This window comes from Reichenbachiella faecimaris, from assembly GCF_900176375.1.
Taxonomy (GTDB): domain Bacteria; phylum Bacteroidota; class Bacteroidia; order Cytophagales; family Cyclobacteriaceae; genus Reichenbachiella; species Reichenbachiella faecimaris.
Window position 1 is genome coordinate 378,362 of the sequence record NZ_FWYF01000002.1, and the last position, 17,348, is coordinate 395,709.

General features: G+C 39.5%; 15 protein-coding genes. 11 read left to right on the forward strand and 4 right to left on the reverse strand.

From position 1 onward, the window contains the following. Window positions 1-55 precede the first annotated feature (55 nt). Window positions 56-1,273, reverse strand: a complete 1,218-nt coding sequence (locus tag B9A58_RS09485; protein ID WP_084372612.1) for a sensor histidine kinase — start codon at window positions 1,271-1,273, stop codon at window positions 56-58. Between the two features lie 123 nt (window positions 1,274-1,396). On the opposite strand from B9A58_RS09485, the gene B9A58_RS09490 reads away from it, so the two are divergent. The 5 genes from B9A58_RS09490 to B9A58_RS09510 all read left to right on the forward strand — a co-directional run bounded on the left by B9A58_RS09490 (window position 1,397) and on the right by B9A58_RS09510 (window position 8,436). Then, window positions 1,397-3,688 carry a patatin-like phospholipase family protein gene (locus tag B9A58_RS09490; RefSeq protein ID WP_084372613.1) on the forward strand — a complete coding sequence of 764 codons (2,292 nt, stop codon included), beginning with the start codon at window positions 1,397-1,399 and terminating at the stop codon, window positions 3,686-3,688. Between the two features lie 61 nt (window positions 3,689-3,749). Then, window positions 3,750-4,469, forward strand: a complete 720-nt coding sequence (locus tag B9A58_RS09495; RefSeq protein WP_084372614.1) for an OmpA family protein — start codon at window positions 3,750-3,752, stop codon at window positions 4,467-4,469. Window positions 4,470-4,515: 46 nt separating this feature from the next. Beyond that, a complete protein-coding gene (locus B9A58_RS09500) occupies window positions 4,516-6,552 on the forward strand; it encodes an OmpA family protein (protein ID WP_084372615.1) in 2,037 nt (678 codons plus the stop codon). Window positions 6,553-6,604: 52 nt separating this feature from the next. Continuing rightward, window positions 6,605-7,540, forward strand: coding sequence for a hydrogen peroxide-inducible genes activator (locus tag B9A58_RS09505; protein ID WP_084372616.1), 936 nt, complete (start codon window positions 6,605-6,607; stop codon window positions 7,538-7,540). 59 nt (window positions 7,541-7,599) lie between these two features. Next, the gene (locus tag B9A58_RS09510) at window positions 7,600-8,436 is read left to right on the forward strand and encodes an alpha/beta hydrolase (RefSeq protein WP_084372617.1); all 837 of its coding nucleotides are present in this window, start codon (window positions 7,600-7,602) and stop codon (window positions 8,434-8,436) included. A 272-nt stretch (window positions 8,437-8,708) separates the two neighbouring features. On the opposite strand, the gene B9A58_RS09520 is transcribed toward B9A58_RS09510, so the two are convergent. The 3 genes from B9A58_RS09520 to dxs all read right to left on the reverse strand — a co-directional run bounded on the left by B9A58_RS09520 (window position 8,709) and on the right by dxs (window position 12,751). Then, on the reverse strand, window positions 8,709-9,155 hold the full coding sequence (locus B9A58_RS09520) for a hypothetical protein (protein ID WP_084372618.1): 447 nt from the start codon (window positions 9,153-9,155) through the stop codon (window positions 8,709-8,711). A 79-nt stretch (window positions 9,156-9,234) separates the two neighbouring features. Beyond that, window positions 9,235-10,731, reverse strand: coding sequence for an MltF family protein (locus B9A58_RS09525; RefSeq protein ID WP_245827051.1), 1,497 nt, complete (start codon window positions 10,729-10,731; stop codon window positions 9,235-9,237). A gap of 106 nt (window positions 10,732-10,837) precedes the next feature. Continuing rightward, on the reverse strand, window positions 10,838-12,751 hold the full coding sequence (dxs, locus tag B9A58_RS09530; protein ID WP_084372620.1) for a 1-deoxy-D-xylulose-5-phosphate synthase: 1,914 nt from the start codon (window positions 12,749-12,751) through the stop codon (window positions 10,838-10,840). Between the two features lie 126 nt (window positions 12,752-12,877). On the opposite strand from dxs, the gene B9A58_RS09535 reads away from it, so the two are divergent. The 6 genes from B9A58_RS09535 to B9A58_RS09560 all read left to right on the forward strand — a co-directional run bounded on the left by B9A58_RS09535 (window position 12,878) and on the right by B9A58_RS09560 (window position 17,348). Further along, a complete protein-coding gene (locus B9A58_RS09535; protein ID WP_084372621.1) occupies window positions 12,878-13,984 on the forward strand; it encodes a glycoside hydrolase family 3 protein in 1,107 nt (368 codons plus the stop codon). Next, entirely contained in the window at window positions 13,981-14,457 is a 477-nt protein-coding gene (locus tag B9A58_RS09540) for a DUF4920 domain-containing protein (RefSeq protein ID WP_084372622.1), read from the forward strand. The genes B9A58_RS09535 and B9A58_RS09540 overlap by 4 nt, the downstream gene beginning before the upstream one ends. 66 nt (window positions 14,458-14,523) lie before the next feature. Further along, window positions 14,524-14,949: a lipocalin-like domain-containing protein gene (locus tag B9A58_RS09545; RefSeq protein WP_084372623.1), complete on the forward strand. Its 426-nt coding sequence runs from the start codon at window positions 14,524-14,526 to the stop codon at window positions 14,947-14,949. Between the two features lie 35 nt (window positions 14,950-14,984). Beyond that, complete coding sequence (rfbA, locus tag B9A58_RS09550) at window positions 14,985-15,845, forward strand: glucose-1-phosphate thymidylyltransferase RfbA (RefSeq protein WP_084372624.1); 861 nt, start codon at window positions 14,985-14,987, stop codon at window positions 15,843-15,845. Between the two features lies 1 nt (window position 15,846). Further along, window positions 15,847-16,398: a dTDP-4-dehydrorhamnose 3,5-epimerase gene (rfbC, locus tag B9A58_RS09555; protein WP_084372625.1), complete on the forward strand. Its 552-nt coding sequence runs from the start codon at window positions 15,847-15,849 to the stop codon at window positions 16,396-16,398. Between the two features lie 5 nt (window positions 16,399-16,403). Further along, window positions 16,404-17,348 carry a UDP-glucuronic acid decarboxylase family protein gene (locus B9A58_RS09560; protein ID WP_084372626.1) on the forward strand — a complete coding sequence of 315 codons (945 nt, stop codon included), beginning with the start codon at window positions 16,404-16,406 and terminating at the stop codon, window positions 17,346-17,348.

A 17,348-nucleotide genomic window follows, 5' to 3' on the forward strand; every position in this document is an offset into this window, starting at 1 on the left:
CGAAGTTAAGGTAATAATTGAGTTTTCGCCAAGTATCCGACTTCTTTTTACGTAGTTAGGATTTAAGCGAAATGCGAAAGGTAGTTCCACGATTCACATCCGAACGCTTCACATAGATTTTCCCTTTATGATAGTTTTCTATAATTCGTTTGACCAAAGTTAATCCTAGTCCCCATCCGCGTTTTTTGGTCGTATAGCCTGGTTGGAATATTTTCTGAATACCAGCCTTGGTCATGCCCTTGCCAGTATCTGAAATGTCTATGATGACATGGCCTTCGTTAGCCTTCAAAACTTTGATGTGTATCTTGCCTTCTCCTCCCATGGCATCCACTGCATTTTTGCAAAGATTCTCTATTACCCATTCAAAAAGTGGTTTATTGATATTGGCCTCAAGCTCTCTATTGGGAAAACAAACCAAGGTGAATTCCACTCGGGTAGAAATTCTCCTTTTGAGATAATTCAACGTTTCTTCAATCAGGTTATAAACATTGGTGCTTTCAAGAATGGGCTCTGACCCAATATTTGAAAATCTAGAGGTGATCATATTCAGACGCTCGACATCTTTCTCCAGTTCTACAATCATATCCATGTCTTTGAGCTTTTCGTCAGACTTGAGATATTCTACCCATGCCATCAAAGAAGATAGTGGGGTTCCCAGTTGGTGGGCTGTTTCTTTGGCCAGGCCAACCCAGACTTTATTTTGCTCTGCTGCCTTTGAATAGTTGAAAACCAAAAAGGCAATCATTCCAAAAATACCTATCACAAATAGCTGTGTTATGGGATAGTACTTCAACTGAGTAAGAAGCAAAGAATTTTTATAGTAAATGAATTGATAGCCTGTAATACTTCCATCCCTACGTAGTGTGACCAACAGGGGCTCATGTTCCTCCTCCATTTCTCGAATTTCAGTAAGCAAAATTCGATTGCGTTCTTTTCTAGTAGCCGCTCTATCTGCCGCTGGGATATTCTTATACTCCAGAGGGTTCCCCAGCTCGTCAGCCATAACTACAGGAATAGACTTATTCGAAAGAATTATCTCATCAAAAATGAAATTGAGATCTGTATTGTTTTCCTGATTGGCAAAGTATTCAAGCGTATTTGCATAAAGAGCAATCAATTTTTCTTCACGCGCCTTGATCTGCTCAACTAAAACATTGGTATAGTAAATGGAGACGATACTAATGACTATTGATATGGCTAAAACCACCCATTTGAATTTGGATCGGTTTCTGTACAAATCGAGTTGGGTGCTGTCGTATAATTTGGAAGCCATATAGAATGAGTACCTATGCGGCAAATATAGGATTTGAAATAACTTTGACTCGTTTATTTTAAAATTTTCGGCCTGCGTTCCAATGGTTTAAGATATTTTTAGGCAAGCCAATTGAAATCAACTATGTATTCACTTTCTGTGAAACCTTATCTATTTTACCTCCTTCTACTAGTCTCCGTGTCAGTAAATGGTCAAAAGGTAGCCTTGGTTTTAAGTGGGGGCGGTGCAAAGGGAATTGCTCATGCAGGTGTTTTAAAAGCACTTGAAGAGCATAATATCCCCGTTGACTATGTGGTTGGTACTTCTATGGGCAGTATTGTTGGGGGATTTTATGCTGCAGGTTATACGCCAGAGCAAATTAAGAATCTGGCATTATCTCAGGATTTGCAGGATTGGGTAGATGGCATCATTGATGAAAAATATCAATACAGCTTTCATGAAAACCCTCCAGATCCTTCATGGCTCACTGTGAAATTGGATTTTGATTCAGCCTTTGAGTCTAGTTTTGACCCGTCTCTAGATAGAGATTTTGTTTTAAATATTAATCTAGCCCAGCGACTGCAACATGCCTCGTATGTCTGTGATGGAAACTATGACAGTTTATTTGTGCCATTCAGAGCTATAGCTTCCAACATTTTTATGGAAGAACAAGTGATTCTTGACAGTGGGGTGCTTTATGAGTCCATACGCTCTTCCATGGCTATTCCTTTACTTTATCGACCCGTGCGGATCAATGGTGAACTACTTTTTGATGGTGGCGTTTACAACAATTTCCCAATCGTACCTGCAAAAAAAGAATTCAACCCTGATGTCACTATAGGGGTGAATGTGGGGAGTAAGGTTTTAAAAAAATATCCTAAAGATGACGATGAGAAATTGTTGGCTGAATCTTTACTCTTTTTTATGCTAAACAAAGGAGACCCTTCGAAACTGGACAGTTCTGATGTTTTTATAGATGTAAATCTTTCAAAATATAGTACACTGGATTTTGAAAAGGCTAATGAAATCTATGAGATTGGGTATCAAACTGCTCTTAGTCAAATTGATGAAATTCAAAGTAAAATCAAACGTCGAGTAGCAGCCGACAGCTTGCAAGAAAGAAGAGTAGCATTCTTAAACCGGCAAATGCGGCATTATTTTGACACGGTTCAAGTTGATGGGTTTAGTAAGAAAACATCTCAATACATTACCAACGTCTTTGATAAGGACAAATCCTTTGAGTTTGAACAGGCCAAAAGAGCATACTACAGGCTGATTGACAATGACTATTTCATTAACATATTTCCCAGCTATTCTAAGGACGAGCACTATGCATTTCGCCTATCTGGCAATCCCAACCCAAGACTCAAAGCCAAAATAGGTGGCAGTCTAACTTCACGCAATATCTCTTACATGTACCTGGGATTTGATTTCAAAAGACTTACTCGCATACTGGAGGAATATGAACTGAAACTCTTTGCTGGGCCTTTTTATGAGTCTATGTACTTCAAGAACAGATTTACACTCCCGGGCAAACGGCCTTTTTCTTTTGGCCCTACGATAGTTCTCAACCATCGAGATTATTTGAATTTAGCCGATTATTTGCTTGGCGAACCCGACCTGACCATTCTCGATAGAGTGGATAGAAAATTGGGACTTTTTTTTGGCTTCCCGCTAAATAGGAAATATGGTCTAAGTGCCGAAGTTTCGTATCTTTTAAACAAAGATAAATTTAGCAACCGACCGCAAATCAACACAAACGAAAACTTTGATGAACTACAATTGAAGGGCTTGCGGCTTGAAGCAAATCTATTCCACGACAACCTAAATTATCCACAGTTTGCTTCTGAAGGATCCAAGTTTGAATTCGCAATCAATCAATTTATTATAGAAAGTAGCTACACTCCAGGAGCAACTTCGGCAATCATAGCTTCAAAAAATGACAGGCAGTGGTTTACGACTAAGGTAGCTTCTGAAAGATATTACGCATTCAGTCGGAAATTCAGCTTAGGGACTATTGTAGAGATTCAATATTCTAATCAGCCTGTTTTAGGAACTACGAGAAGTACTGTCATAAACGCTACAGGGTTTTACCCTTTGCAAGACAGTAAAACTGTCTTATTAGAAAATTTCAGAGCTCGTCAATTTATTGCTGTTGGTTTAAAGAACGTGTGGTCCCCTACCAAAAATTTGCAGTTTCGGCTGGAGGGATACGTTTTTAATGCCACAGAAAATGTAGTAGGAGCAAATGGTGAAGTCCCAAAATTCGAAAGAGACTGGATAAACCCATCTTATGCGGCTACAACTGGGCTCGTATACCACTCCCTGATAGGTGCTGTAGGTTTTCATATCAACTATTATGATGACCCCCAACATCAGTGGGGAGCCTTGCTGCATTTTGGTTACTTATTATTCAATGATCATTCATTAGAGTAAATTTTTAAAAAATTGTAAATTACAGGTTATCAAACCTTTGATAAAAAGATCTACTTGAACTATGAAAATAACAGGCTTTCTATTTTCGCTTTGTTTCTTTATTTCTAACCTACTTTTATTATCCCATCAGAATGCCCTTGCACAGGCGCATGAGGAAGGTACGCTTATTCGAGTCACGGGTACTGTTCTCGATAATGAATCCAAGTCCCCACTCATTGCAAACGTATTTTATGAAAAATTGCCTTACTACGACGACATGGGAATTGCGGCTACTAATCAGCAAAACGGTGTGTACGAACTCTATATGTTAGCAAATCTCAAGTACATTATCAATGTAAAAGCTGATGGGTTCAAAACGATAAGTGAAGAAATTGAAATTGTGGATAATGGCACTCAGTTGATAGAAAAGAACTTCATTATGGAGCCAGACGCTGCTCATGAAAAATTTGACCTGCATAATCTAATTTTTGCAAGAGGTCGAGCGGTTATAGATGAATCTTCCTATGCTGAACTCAACGATTTTGTGCTTTGGCTTGACCAGCGGCCGACCGTAAATATTCAACTAGAAGGACATACCGATTTTCAGGGTAATGCTGATGCCAACTTGCAATTGTCTCAGCAGCGAGTAGATGCGGTAAAAGATTACCTGGTGAAAAAAGGTGTGAAAAAAGCCCGAATACTAACCAAAGCCTTTGGCGGAACTCAACCTTTGAGCAGAGAAAGAACTGATGAAGCCCGTACGGCAAATCGACGTGTTGAAGTTAGAATCCTGAAGCAATAAAAAATTGAATATATTTATTACTACCTATAATAAATTATCATCCTCAATGAGAAACATTATCACTTTATTCGTTGCTGGCCTAATCTCCTGTAATCTATACGCACAAGAAACCGTCAAATGGGCATCAGAAGTGATGCATGTAACCTCCGAGACCACGGCACTACAGTATGCGGCCAGTCAGGCTTTGCATGCACCAAATGTGTATCCAAAAGGTGGGGAAAGTCCAAATGCCTGGAGGCCTGCTCAGCCAGACAATAATGAGTACATAGTGGTAAAATTCGACGCTCCCATTCGAGCACAACAAATCGCTATTGCAGAGACAGAAAACCCAGGTGCCATCTCCAAAGTATTTGCCTATGATTCACTGGATAATGAATACTTAATATTTGACCTTAACCCTCGTCCAATCCCGCTTCAGAGCAGACTGCTAAACTTATTTTTTGAAAAAACCCCATATCGAATCGCCTACATTAGGGTAGATATCAAAGGCGGAAACGTACCAGGTTTCAACAGTATTGATGCTATTGGGCTCTCCTCTTCCAATATTCCCATTAGTGTATTAATTGATTTGGCGAAAAACGTAAATCAACAATTGGTTACCGAGCGACTAGGGGAAAACGTGAACAGTCAATATTTGGAACAAAGTCCCATACTTTCTCCAGACGGGAAAACCTTGTACTTCAGCCGAAGAGCTCACCCTGACAATGTGGGAGGAGTAGATGACTATGAAGACATTTGGTATTCGGAATTGGATGAAGAAACGCAAGAATGGCTTCCAGCAAAAAATCTAGGCCCGCCACTGAATACGCCAGGCCCCAACTTCATTTGCTCCATTACACAAGTCGGCGACGAAACCGTTCTTCTTCTTGGCAATAGGTATGAAAAAAGGGGTCGCATGGCGCAAGGCGTGTCGATGAGTAGAAGTAAGGGAGATGGAAAATGGGATAAACCCTCAAACCTTAACATTGAAAATGACTATAACTATTCTGAAAAGGTAGATTACTATATGAGTACAGATACAAAAGTTATTTTGATGGCCATAGAGCGAGATGATACTTATGGGGATAGAGATATTTATGTGTCATTTGTTCAGCCAAATGGTGATTTCAGTGAACCCAAAAATCTTGGTAATGTAGTCAACTCTGCTGATGTAGAAAGTGGCCCTTTCCTGCATCATGATGGTGAGACGCTTTACTTTTCATCAAAAGGTTTTAGAGGATATGGAGGAGCAGATATTTATGTATCCAAACGTCTCGACGACACCTGGACTAACTGGTCTAAACCTGAAAACTTGGGCAAAGGGGTGAATGGCTCAGACGACGATACATACTTTAATATCCCAGCCACTGGAAGCCATGCCTATTTCACAAGAGGCCGAGCTGATGAGAATACTGATGTATTCAGATTTCGTATAGACGAGTTGTTTGTAGAGCCTACTGATGAACCAGTACTTGACCCCACTGAAATATTCGTGACGATTCATGGAAAAGTATTTGACTCTAAAACAACTCAACCCATTATGAGCAGTGTTTTAGTGGAGCGGTTGCCAGATGGAATAACAGTAGGAAACGCAGATACTAACGAATACGGAGAGTTTGTATTTAAAGTAAGGCCTGGCGCCACTTATGGAGTTATTGCTGAAAAAGAAGGCTACCTTTCGCAAAGTGAAAATATAGATTTGAATGAAGTGACCGAAACCACAGATATTCAAAAGGATCTTTTCTTATCTCCAATCGAAAAAGGGGCAGCTATTGCGCTAAACAACATTTTCTTCGAATTTGATAAATCAGATCTGAGAACCTCGTCTTATGCTGAATTGGATAGGGTGTTGAAACTGCTTCAAACCAATAAGATTAACAGCATTGAGATTTCAGGACATACAGACGCTGTAGGCGATGACGACTATAATTTGGACTTGTCTCAAAGACGGGCTTGGTCTGTCTACAGTTATTTCATTGCCAATGGAATCAGCGCTTCCAGGCTTGAATCTGTGGGCTATGGAGAAACCCTACCCGTAGCACCCAATGACACCGCCGACAATCGAAAAAAGAATAGGCGCGTAGAATTTAAAATTATTGAATGATATTTGAGGCTCGAATTTCGAGCCTTTTTTTCACCTTATACTTTCTGATCCATTGACATTAGTACAACTCGAATACATAATTGCTCTAGATAATTACAGGCATTTCGCAATTGCGGCGGAAAAATGTTTTGTGACTCAACCCACGCTTAGTATGCAAATACAAAAGCTGGAAGATACCTTAGGAATCATTCTATTTGACAGAAGTAAACACCCCATAGAGCCCACAGAGATTGGTGTGCAAATTCTAGAGCAGGCAAGAAAAATTATTGCCGAGTCTAAAAAAGTAAGTGAAATCATTGATGACGAAAAACACGAAATCCGAGGTGACATTAAAATTGGTGTAATACCCACATTGGCTCCTTATTTGGTTCCTTTGTTTATTTCGTCTTTTGTGGAAAAGTATCCAAAGATAAATCTTCAGGTCAGTGAGCACATGACTGGCAACATGCTGGATCTATTGAAAAAAGATCAAATTGACATTGGGCTCATGGTGACACCTTTGAATGAAGAAAGCATGAAAGAAAGCCCTTTGTTTTACGAGGAATTTTTCGCTTATGTATCTCACAGACATCCCTTGTATGATCACAAAAAAGTGGCCTCATCAGAACTAAACAATGAAGGCTTGTGGATTCTAGACGAGGGTCATTGTTACAGAAGTCAAATGCTTAATATCTGTAATGCTAAAAAGGCCGACCGATATAATAATCGGGTGCTATATGAAAGCGGCTCTCTAGAATCACTGAAAAAGCTCGTTGATCGTCGTGGTGGGTACACACTCTTACCCGAGTTATTCACTCTGGATCTCACCAAAGATGAGCAAACAAAACTTCGGAAATTTTCTGATCCTGTTCCTACCAGGGAAGTGGGTCTTGTGGTAAAGAAAAGTTATGCCAAAAAGAAGCTTTTAGAAGCCATGCATAAAGAAATACTTGCCAACCTCCCCCCTGTAATGGTCAGTAGAAAAAACACCAATGTCATAAAATTATAAGACGCTCTCCTAAATCCGTGCAATTTGGGTTGCTAGTTCTTTTCCGCTAAATTTTAGCTATGGAAAAGTATATCTGGATTGGACTCGGCCTTTACCTATTCCTCTCTATCCTAGTTTTTTTGGTTCAAGAATATTTTATGTTTCATCCAGAGAAGCTGCCTGAAGACTTTGAGTACAAATACGATGAGCCCTTCCAAGAACACTTTTTTGACGTAGAAGAAGGGGTAAGAATAAATGGCCTTCACTTTACGGTCAAGGATTCAAAAGGTATTGTCATATATTTTCATGGCAATACCAGAAGTATCAAAGGCTGGAGCAAATATGCTCGAGACTTCACAAGGAGCGATTATGAAGTTCTGCTGATCGACTATAGAGGCTTTGGAAAGAGCACAGGAAAACGTGCTGAGAAAGCCATTTATAAGGACAGCCAGTTTGTTTACAATCAGGTCAGAGCATGGTATCCAGAGAAAAAAATTATAATCTATGGACGATCCATGGGTTCTGGGTTTGCTGCTAAACTAGCTTCTAAAAACCGACCCAAAATGCTTATCCTAGATGCACCATATTATAGCCTTTCTCAACTGACCTCGCGTTGGTTGTTTTTCCTTCCATTGTCGATTTTACTCAAGTATCATATACGAACTGACATCTGGATTAAGTATGTAAGGTGTCCAATTTACATTATTCATGGCACAAAAGATGGGTTAATTCCATACCGATCAAGCGTCAGATTACGTAAGGAAGCTCCATTGACCACTCGATTGATACCCATCCATGGAGGAAAGCACAACAATCTCACTTCTTTCAGTGAATATCACAACCATTTGGATGAAATACTACAGGGGAAACACGATTTAATATTCGATAAATCGCTAAAAGATTTTCTGGATTTTTAAGTATATTGAAATCAACAACATTATGATAAAATGACCCAGGTGCAATTTCTGAACATGTCCCTAGGGGAGCAGGTTCAACATATTTACAAAAATGGAGCTTTCATTACCGACATTAGGTACTATGAATATAAGGTGAATCTGTTTTTATTAAATGGAAATTATTTTGAAGTTTTCATCAATCACAAATCGGTTGAGATAACTAAAATTTCTCCGCTCAACTATAAATCGAATCGCATACTTTTCTACCTAGATCAGGTGAAACTTCCTAAGCCTCAGTTATGATCTATTTCCAATCTATGAGCTAATTTTTTAATTGCTTCTTCCTCTTCATCCGATATACCATCTGTGATATTGGCAAATAGATACATTGTTTCCATAATAAACTCTTGATCGATTTTATTGCCTTGAATGGAAGCGTGAAGGGCATTTAAAAATTTCTTGTTCCATTTATCCACATTGTCGAGCAAATATCTGATTTCAGTCCTGAATGACATGGCAATTCTATCACGATCATCATCTGGCGACTTCACAAATTCTGCAGAAAGCCCGCGAGTCGCCATCACAATACCATCCCATTCTTCTTTATCTAGCACTCCATCACTCATGCAGACCAGCAGCGCAGGGTATAATTTGGCCAGATAGTTAAATTGATCTTCAGGAATTTTGATCTTTCTGGCTTTGATGTATTCGATGTAGAGTTGATGAAGTTGTGGAGTCATAGTGATATGCAAACAATTTAAGAATTCTAAAGATAGCACCTAAATATAAAATTTCGGGTATCAATTAGAAGTATTCCAATTATCCTCCTGGTTCTACAGCCTGAGAAACACTCTGATCCAACTGCAAGTAGCGACTGTATCTATACAAAATATCAGCTACATAATCCACTGGTTCATCTCCCCGGCAGTAACCAAATTTTACTACTGGATCAGTGTAATATTTTTTCTTTGATTTTAATCTCAAATATTTAGCCACGTCTTCCCAGTCTTCAGAATCAGCGCTGTATTTTTCTGCTAATCTCACCGCATCTTGTACGTGCCCCTGACCTACATTATATGAGGCCAAAACAAATTTGGCTTTCTCTTCTTCATCATCAATATCCTTCCAAACGTCCTGTAACCATAAGATGTGCCTAATTCCCGCTTTCAGGTTTTGGGAAGGATTGAACAAGTTTCTAACACCATAAGACTTACCAGTCTTTGGCATGACTTGCATTAAACCTCTTGCCCCAACCCATGACTCAGCTCGTGGATCAAAACGAGATTCTTTAGATATCTGAGCAGCTAGAAGCTGCCAGTCCCAGTTTATTTTTGCTGCACTCAATTTGATGATACTATCGTAAGGAGATATTCGTTCTGAGTTTTTAGAAAAGAAATCGCTCTCTACCATCTCTTTACTCTTTCGTGTGCTTTTGAAATATTTGTCGTATAGCGCATAGTATTCGGTTGTTCTCTTCATTTCGCCAATCCATGCATTTAAGGTATCGAGCCATTGGGGAGCATTTTTTCTTACACCCCAAGCAATTTGCTGGGGAAAACTAATGGCTGTCTTTACATCCAATATCGGAAAATATCTTGCGTTCACCAATGCCACATCCTCGTCTGCAACTGTGAAGTCTATATTGCCTTCTACGACCAATTCAATGAGGGCTTCAGTTTCCAATTCATCAAACTCCTCCACGATTAGGATGTCTCCGCCTATTTCTTCAGCTAAATGCTTCAGGCGGTTGGTATAGGCAGAACCTTTTCTTACATAGACCTCTTTCCCAATTAGTTCAATGGGATTGCGTAATAGTGTCTTTTCAATTTCATGGAGTTTCATGTCTCTCCAGTTATTTGGTTTTCTCTGCACCAACACTTGTCGAACAAAGTTGTGCGGCGTCGTAAATTCCATAAACCGCTGACGTTCTTTGGTTACGGATAGGTTATAAGCCAAAATGTCACCTTGACCTGTATTTAACTTTCGAAAACCATCTTCAAGACTAGGCGTGATATCAAATCGAATTTCTATGCCTATACTTTGGGCAAAAAGGGTGAGCAGTTCATATTCATAGCCCATGGGCTCTCCACGATAAAGAAACATGCCAGTAGAGCTGTTATCAACTATAGCCGTGAAATACCCTCTTTCTTTAATTTGCTCAAAATCCACTTGGGTCATTTGTTCTGGATCATACCCAAATGTAGAGTCTGCAGTTTGTGGAACATCCTCCAGAGCAGTCATTTCTAAATTTGATCGTTTGCAAGAGGGTAGGCTCATGAGTAGAGCCAGTAAACAAGCAAACAAATATCTATTCATTATTATCATAAAAGCGATGGACGCTGAAATACAATATACGTATTTTGAAACACTCCAAGATTAGAATTTTTGTGATAATGAAAATAGAGAAGGAAAATACTATGGATTATGCAGTCTGTAGAACCAGTAATTTTTTTGCAGATAGATATAGACCCTCTGGGTCAAATCCACACTCCTGATGCAATTCCAATTGCGTACCATGCTCTACTACCTCGTCAGGAATACCAAGTCTCAACACCTTGCTTTGGTAGCCTTGATCTGCCATGAATTCCAGAACGGCACTTCCAAACCCGCCCTGAAGGCAGCCATCTTCAACTGTGATGACGTATTTATATTTTTTGAAAACTTCATGAAGCATCTCCTCATCAAGGGGCTTGACAAATCGCATATCAAAATGACCTGCATTCAATCTTTCTTTTGACAGTCTTTCGCACGCTTCTGTAGCATAATTACCAACATGACCCAATGTCAAGAAAGCCAACTCACCACCATCTCGAAGTTTTCTCCCCTTCCCTACTTCAATTTCCTCAAAGGGCGTTTTCCAGTCTGGCATCACGCCATTTCCTCTTGGGTACCTAATGGAGAAAGGCCCTTGGTCTGGCAATTGTGCAGTGTACATCAAATTTCTCAACTCCTCCTCATTCATAGGAGCAGATACCACCATATTTGGAATGCATCTAAAATATGAAAGATCATAATTTCCATGATGAGTGGGCCCATCTGCGCCAGCAAACCCTGCCCTGTCTAAGCAGAATACAACATTCAAATTTTGAATAGCAACGTCATGTATTACTTGATCGTAGGCGCGCTGCATGAAAGTAGAGTAGATATTACAGAACGGCACCAAGCCCTGAGTCGCCAAGCCTGCTGAAAAAGTGACTGCATGCTGCTCGGCAATACCTACGTCATACGCTCGATCAGGCATGGCCTTCATCATAATATTCAATGAAGAGCCAGACGGCATGGCTGGGGTGATTCCCATTATTTTGTCATTCTTTTCCGCCAGTTCTACAATGGTGTGGCCAAAGACCTCCTGATATTTTGGCGGTTGAGGTGTTTCGTAAACCTTTTTATGAATCTCCCCAGTAAACTTATCAAAAGTGCCAGGAGCATGCCACTTGGTTTGATCCTTTTCTGCCAAAGAATAACCCTTCCCTTTCTTGGTCAGGCAATGCAATATTTTAGGGCCTGAAATGTCTTTTAAATCATTCAACACACTCACCAAATGATTGACATCATGGCCATCAATTGGCCCAAAGTATCTTAAATTGAGAGACTCAAAAAGATTGCTTTGCTTGAGTAAGAATGACTTTACACTGCTTTCAACTTTGGAGCCTATTTCTTGAGCATTAGGGCCAAATTTGCTGATTTTCCCTAAAATATTCCAGACCTCATCACGCATCTTATTGTACGTTTTGGAAGTTGTAATATCCGTTAGGTAATCCCTAAGAGCACCTACATTGGGATCGATCGACATACAATTGTCGTTGAGTATGATCAGCAAATTTGAATTAGAAACTCCTGCATGATTCATAGCTTCAAATGCCATTCCTCCTGTCATGGCACCATCTCCAATTACAGCAATATGTTGTTTATTCGTTTCGTTTTTATGACGAGATGCTTCCGCCATGCCAAGTGCCGCAGAGATTGAGGTTGAAGAATGTCCAACTCCAAAAGAATCGTATTCACTTTCTTTCCTTTTAGGGAAACCTGAAAGTCCCTTGTAGAATCTATTGGTATGAAATTGTTCTCTACGCCCAGTTAATATTTTATGACCATACGCCTGATGTCCTACATCCCAGACCAACTGATCTTCTGGCGTATTGAAAACATGATGAAGTGCAACAGTGAGCTCAACAACTCCTAGGCTGGCGCCAAAATGCCCGCCATAAACAGACACTACGTCTACAATATATTGACGAAGCTCCTCAGACAACTTGACCAATTGGACAGCATCTAAGTCCTTCATGTCCGCGGGAGAGTTGATTTGGGCGAGTAACTTACCGGGCTCGATTTGCATAAACTAAATGTACTGTTATAATTTCAAAGCACCAAAAAGTGGCATTAAATGTGCCATTAGGCAAAGTGCCTGCAAAAGTAAACAGAATTACTTACTTATATTGCATCCAAATTTTACCTTGAAAATATGAATAAAGTTTTTGCGCTCCTCATTTTGTTTCTGTCTGATACACTTGCTTTTGCACAAGTCGAAGCAGATAGTCAAGACACTGTGAGTCTCGATATTATGATTGGTCAGATGATTCTGACCGGGATTGGGGATTTTTCCTACATGCCGAAAGACGCAGAAATTTTGGATGAAATAAAAACTGGTAAAGTTGGTGGTGTCATTCTATTTGAAAAAAATATCAATGCAGAACATCCGAAAAAGCAACTCAAACGAACAATTGAGATGCTCAAAGCGGTTGCAAATATTCCTCTTTTTATAAGCATAGATGAAGAGGGGGGTAGGGTAAATAGGCTCAAAACTAAGTATGGATTCCCTGCCACGAAACAGGCTGGAGACTTGGGTAAACTGAATAATCTGGATACGACAGGATTCTATGCCAATAACACGGCATCAACACTAAACGAATATGGTTTTAACGTGAACTATGCGCCAGATGTGGATGTCGCTATCAATCCCGCAAATCCTGTGATTGCCCAATTAGGCAGAAGTTATTCAAGTGATCCCAAACTTGTAGCCAGTCATGCACAAAAAGTAATTGATATACACAGAGACCACAACGTATTGACAGTAATCAAACACTTCCCGGGTCACGGCAGTTCACAGAATGATTCACATTTAGGAGTGGCTGATGTCAGCAACACTTGGCAATTCTCAGAACTTATGCCCTACAAATGGTTGCTAGACTCGGGGCGGGTAGACGGAATCATGACTGCTCACATTGTGAATGAACATTTAGATCCATCCAAGCTGCCTGCTACCCTATCTCCATATATTATAAGTAATATCCTGAGAGACATATTAGGCTATCAAGGTGTTGTGTTTACAGATGACATGCAAATGCACGCTATTTCAAAAAATTACGGGTTTGAAGAGTCTATTAAGATGGCTATCAATGCTGGAGTGGATGTGATGTTATTTTGTAATAACGTACCTGGAAATGAAAGAAGAACTCCTTCGCAAATCCATGCTATCATCAGTAAATTTGTAGCTGATGGAGATATCTCAGAATCCCGAATCAAAGAATCCTACAATCGAATCATGCAACTCAAATCCAAACTCCAATGAAAAATATTGTCATAATTTCCATTTTATGTATTTCCCTGTTTGCCTGTGGCAAGAAGAATGCAACACAAGAGCCTCAAAACTTTCAGACCTACGGAGAGAGTTTTGACCAAACTACAGTTACAGACCTGTCCACTTTTGCTTCTCTAACCAGTGCACCAGATTCAGTTATGGTGACCATTAAAGGTGAAATAGAAAAAACATGTGCAGTAAAGGGATGTTGGATGCAGCTAAAAGCAAATAATGATCATTCGATGCGCGTTACATTTAAAGACTATGGTTTTTTTGTGCCTAAATCTGGGGCAGAAGGAAAAACCGCAATTGTAAATGGGTATTGCGTGAAACAAGAGACGTCTGTTGACGAACTACGCCATTATGCTCAAGATGCAGGTGAGTCAGAAGAGTATATTAATTCCATTACGACGCCAAAAACTGAATATAATTTTGTTGCCAGTGGTGTAATCATTGAGGATTAATTCCCTTTTAATATTGTAATACCTAATTTTGGCTATTCATTATTTAACCTTCCTTGAACAAAAGATATGAAACGTTATTTGCTAGGGCTGATCTTGGTTAGTCAATTTATTTTGATCAGTTGTGGAGAAGATAGTACCGAAAGTGTCATATTGGGAACCTGGCTTGGAACTAATATCGTTCGAGAAGACTGTGATGATCCACTGAATAACGGAGGGCTCAATTGTGTTAATAATCTGGATCAATGTTTTTCCTGTATTCAGTTCGAGCTTGGACGAGATGGTTCTTATACTCTTACAGCCAATTTTGAAGCCAGTCCTAATAACGAATCAGGTGAATACGAAGCCAAGAATAGCGTGATAAGATTAAAACCTACAGGTGGTGATGCTTACAACCTTCCGATCTCTAATGTATCTGAATCTACCATGACCATAGATTTGCTTCTTACTAATGGATGTACAGCTGTTATCACACTGAAAAATACGGATTGCTAGAAATGGCACAATTACTCTACTAGCATAAATAAACTATGAAAGGTATCATTTTGGCGGGAGGTTCTGGCACTCGACTGCACCCATTGACAGTGGCTGTAAGCAAACAGATATTGCCCGTGTTTGATAAGCCAATGATATACTATCCGCTTTCTACTCTGATGCTTGCTGGAATCAGAGATATTCTTATCATATCTACCCCAAGAGATTTACCCATGTTCGAAATGCTTTTGGGAGATGGTAGTCAAATTGGATGCAACTTTCAATATGCCATTCAAGAAAAGCCAGAGGGACTTGCTCAGGCTTTTTTGATAGGAAAGAAGTTTATTGGCAAAGATAAAGTTGCCTTAATTTTAGGAGATAACATTTTTTACGCCTCGGGCATATCGAAAAAACTACAGCAATGTATTGACCCTAATGGAGGCATTGTATTTGCCTATCATGTGCAAGATCCAGAAAGATATGGCGTAGTTGAATTTGATCAGTTACATCAGGCACTCTCGATTGAAGAAAAACCAGATAAACCCAAGTCAAACTATGCTGTTCCTGGTCTTTATTTCTATGACAATCAAGTGATCCAAATCAGCGAGTCCATCAAGCCAAGTGCCAGAGGAGAACTGGAAATCACTGAAGTGAACAATCAATATCTTAAACTAAAAAAATTAAGTGTTCAAATCTTGGATCGCGGAACAGCCTGGCTGGATACTGGGACTTTTTCCTCACTAAACGAGGCAAGTTCTTTTGTGCAAATCATTGAAGAGCGACAAGGCCTGAAAATTGGATGCATTGAGGAAGTTGCATTCAAAATGAAATACATTGATTCTGGTCAACTGGAAAAAGTTGCCTCTTCATTGGTCAAGAGCGGTTATGGGGAGTACCTTTTAAATTTATTGAAATAAAATGAAAATAGAAGCACTCCCATTGTCAGGCGCATTTCAAATAAGTCCTAAGATACATATAGACAATCGCGGATACTTTTTTGAGTGGTTTAATCAGGAAGGATTTAAAAAAGAAACAGGCGTATCATTTCAACCCGTACAGTTTAATGCCTCAAAATCTACCAAAGGAGTCCTAAGAGGAATGCATTTTCAAGTTGCGCCTCACGCGCAGGCCAAATTGGTTACGGCTACAAAAGGAGAAATTCAAGATGTCATTATCGATGTCAGAAAGGATTCACCTACATTTGGCCAACATTATTCTATGATACTATCTGAAAGTAAAAAAAACCAACTTTACGTTCCCAAGGGATTTGCTCACGGTTTTCTAGTGCTTTCAGAAGAAGCCGAAATTTTTTACGCAATTGATAATTTCTATGCACCTCAATATGAAGATGGCATTTGCCATGATGACCAAGAGCTAAAAATTGACTGGCTGTTAGATAAAAATGAAATTATTTTATCCGACAGAGACAAAAAATATGGCGCATTCAAAAGTGCCATTTTAGAATTTTAAATACAATGACTAAAAAAAGAGTATTAATTACTGGAGGAGCCGGATTCCTTGGCTCGCATCTTTGCGATAGATTTTTGAAAGAAGGATGCCATGTGATAGCCATGGATAATCTGATAACAGGATCTCTAGACAATATCGAGCACTTGTTTCATCGCGATGACTTCGAGTTTTATAATCATGATGTTTCTAAGTTTGTTCATGTTTCTGGTGACTTAGACTATATCATGCATTTTGCTTCACCTGCCAGTCCAATTGACTATCTCAAAATGCCTATTCAGACATTAAAGGTTGGGTCATTGGGCACACACAACCTCTTAGGTTTAGCAAAGGCGAAAAAAGCAAGAATGCTAATTGCTTCGACTTCCGAAGTTTATGGAGATCCTCTGGTACACCCTCAAACGGAAGATTATTGGGGCAATGTGAATCCTGTGGGCCCAAGAGGGGTTTATGATGAAGCGAAAAGATTTCAAGAAGCTATGACCATGGCTTATCATACATTTCATGGGGTTGAAACAAGAATCGTGAGGATTTTCAACACTTACGGTCCAAGAATGCGATTGGATGATGGTAGGGTATTGCCTGCTTTCATTGGTCAGGCATTGAGAGGTGAAGATTTAACAGCATTCGGAGATGGCTCACAAACCCGTTCATTTTGTTATGTAGATGATTTGGTTGAAGGTATTTATCGTCTACTATTGAGTGATTGTGCTGACCCAATCAATGTTGGCAACCCAAGCGAAATTACAATTAATCAGTTTGCTGAAGAAATATTGAAGCTTACAGGTAGCAAATCAAAAATTGCTTATAAGCCTTTGCCAAAAGATGACCCTAAACAGCGTCAACCAAATATTAATAAAGCAAAAGAAGTCTTGGATTGGGAACCTAAATTTTCCAGAAGCGAAGGGTTAAAGCCAACACTAGATTACTTTATAAAAAAGGTAAAAGGTTAG

Excerpts from the sequence above, each read along its gene's own strand:
- B9A58_RS09485 (WP_084372612.1), bottom strand. The coding sequence starts at position 1,273 with ATGGCTTCCAAATTATACGACAGCACCCAACTCGATTTGTACAGAAAC.
- B9A58_RS09490 (WP_084372613.1), top strand. The coding sequence starts at position 1,397 with ATGTATTCACTTTCTGTGAAACCTTATCTATTTTACCTCCTTCTACTA.
- B9A58_RS09495 (WP_084372614.1), top strand. The coding sequence starts at position 3,750 with ATGAAAATAACAGGCTTTCTATTTTCGCTTTGTTTCTTTATTTCTAAC.
- B9A58_RS09500 (WP_084372615.1), top strand. The coding sequence starts at position 4,516 with ATGAGAAACATTATCACTTTATTCGTTGCTGGCCTAATCTCCTGTAAT.
- B9A58_RS09510 (WP_084372617.1), top strand. The coding sequence starts at position 7,600 with ATGGAAAAGTATATCTGGATTGGACTCGGCCTTTACCTATTCCTCTCT.
- B9A58_RS09520 (WP_084372618.1), bottom strand. The coding sequence starts at position 9,155 with ATGACTCCACAACTTCATCAACTCTACATCGAATACATCAAAGCCAGA.
- B9A58_RS09525 (WP_245827051.1), bottom strand. The coding sequence starts at position 10,731 with ATGAATAGATATTTGTTTGCTTGTTTACTGGCTCTACTCATGAGCCTA.
- dxs (WP_084372620.1), bottom strand. The coding sequence starts at position 12,751 with ATGCAAATCGAGCCCGGTAAGTTACTCGCCCAAATCAACTCTCCCGCG.
- B9A58_RS09535 (WP_084372621.1), top strand. The coding sequence starts at position 12,878 with ATGAATAAAGTTTTTGCGCTCCTCATTTTGTTTCTGTCTGATACACTT.
- B9A58_RS09540 (WP_084372622.1), top strand. The coding sequence starts at position 13,981 with ATGAAAAATATTGTCATAATTTCCATTTTATGTATTTCCCTGTTTGCC.
- B9A58_RS09545 (WP_084372623.1), top strand. The coding sequence starts at position 14,524 with ATGAAACGTTATTTGCTAGGGCTGATCTTGGTTAGTCAATTTATTTTG.
- rfbA (WP_084372624.1), top strand. The coding sequence starts at position 14,985 with ATGAAAGGTATCATTTTGGCGGGAGGTTCTGGCACTCGACTGCACCCA.
- rfbC (WP_084372625.1), top strand. The coding sequence starts at position 15,847 with ATGAAAATAGAAGCACTCCCATTGTCAGGCGCATTTCAAATAAGTCCT.
- B9A58_RS09560 (WP_084372626.1), top strand. The coding sequence starts at position 16,404 with ATGACTAAAAAAAGAGTATTAATTACTGGAGGAGCCGGATTCCTTGGC.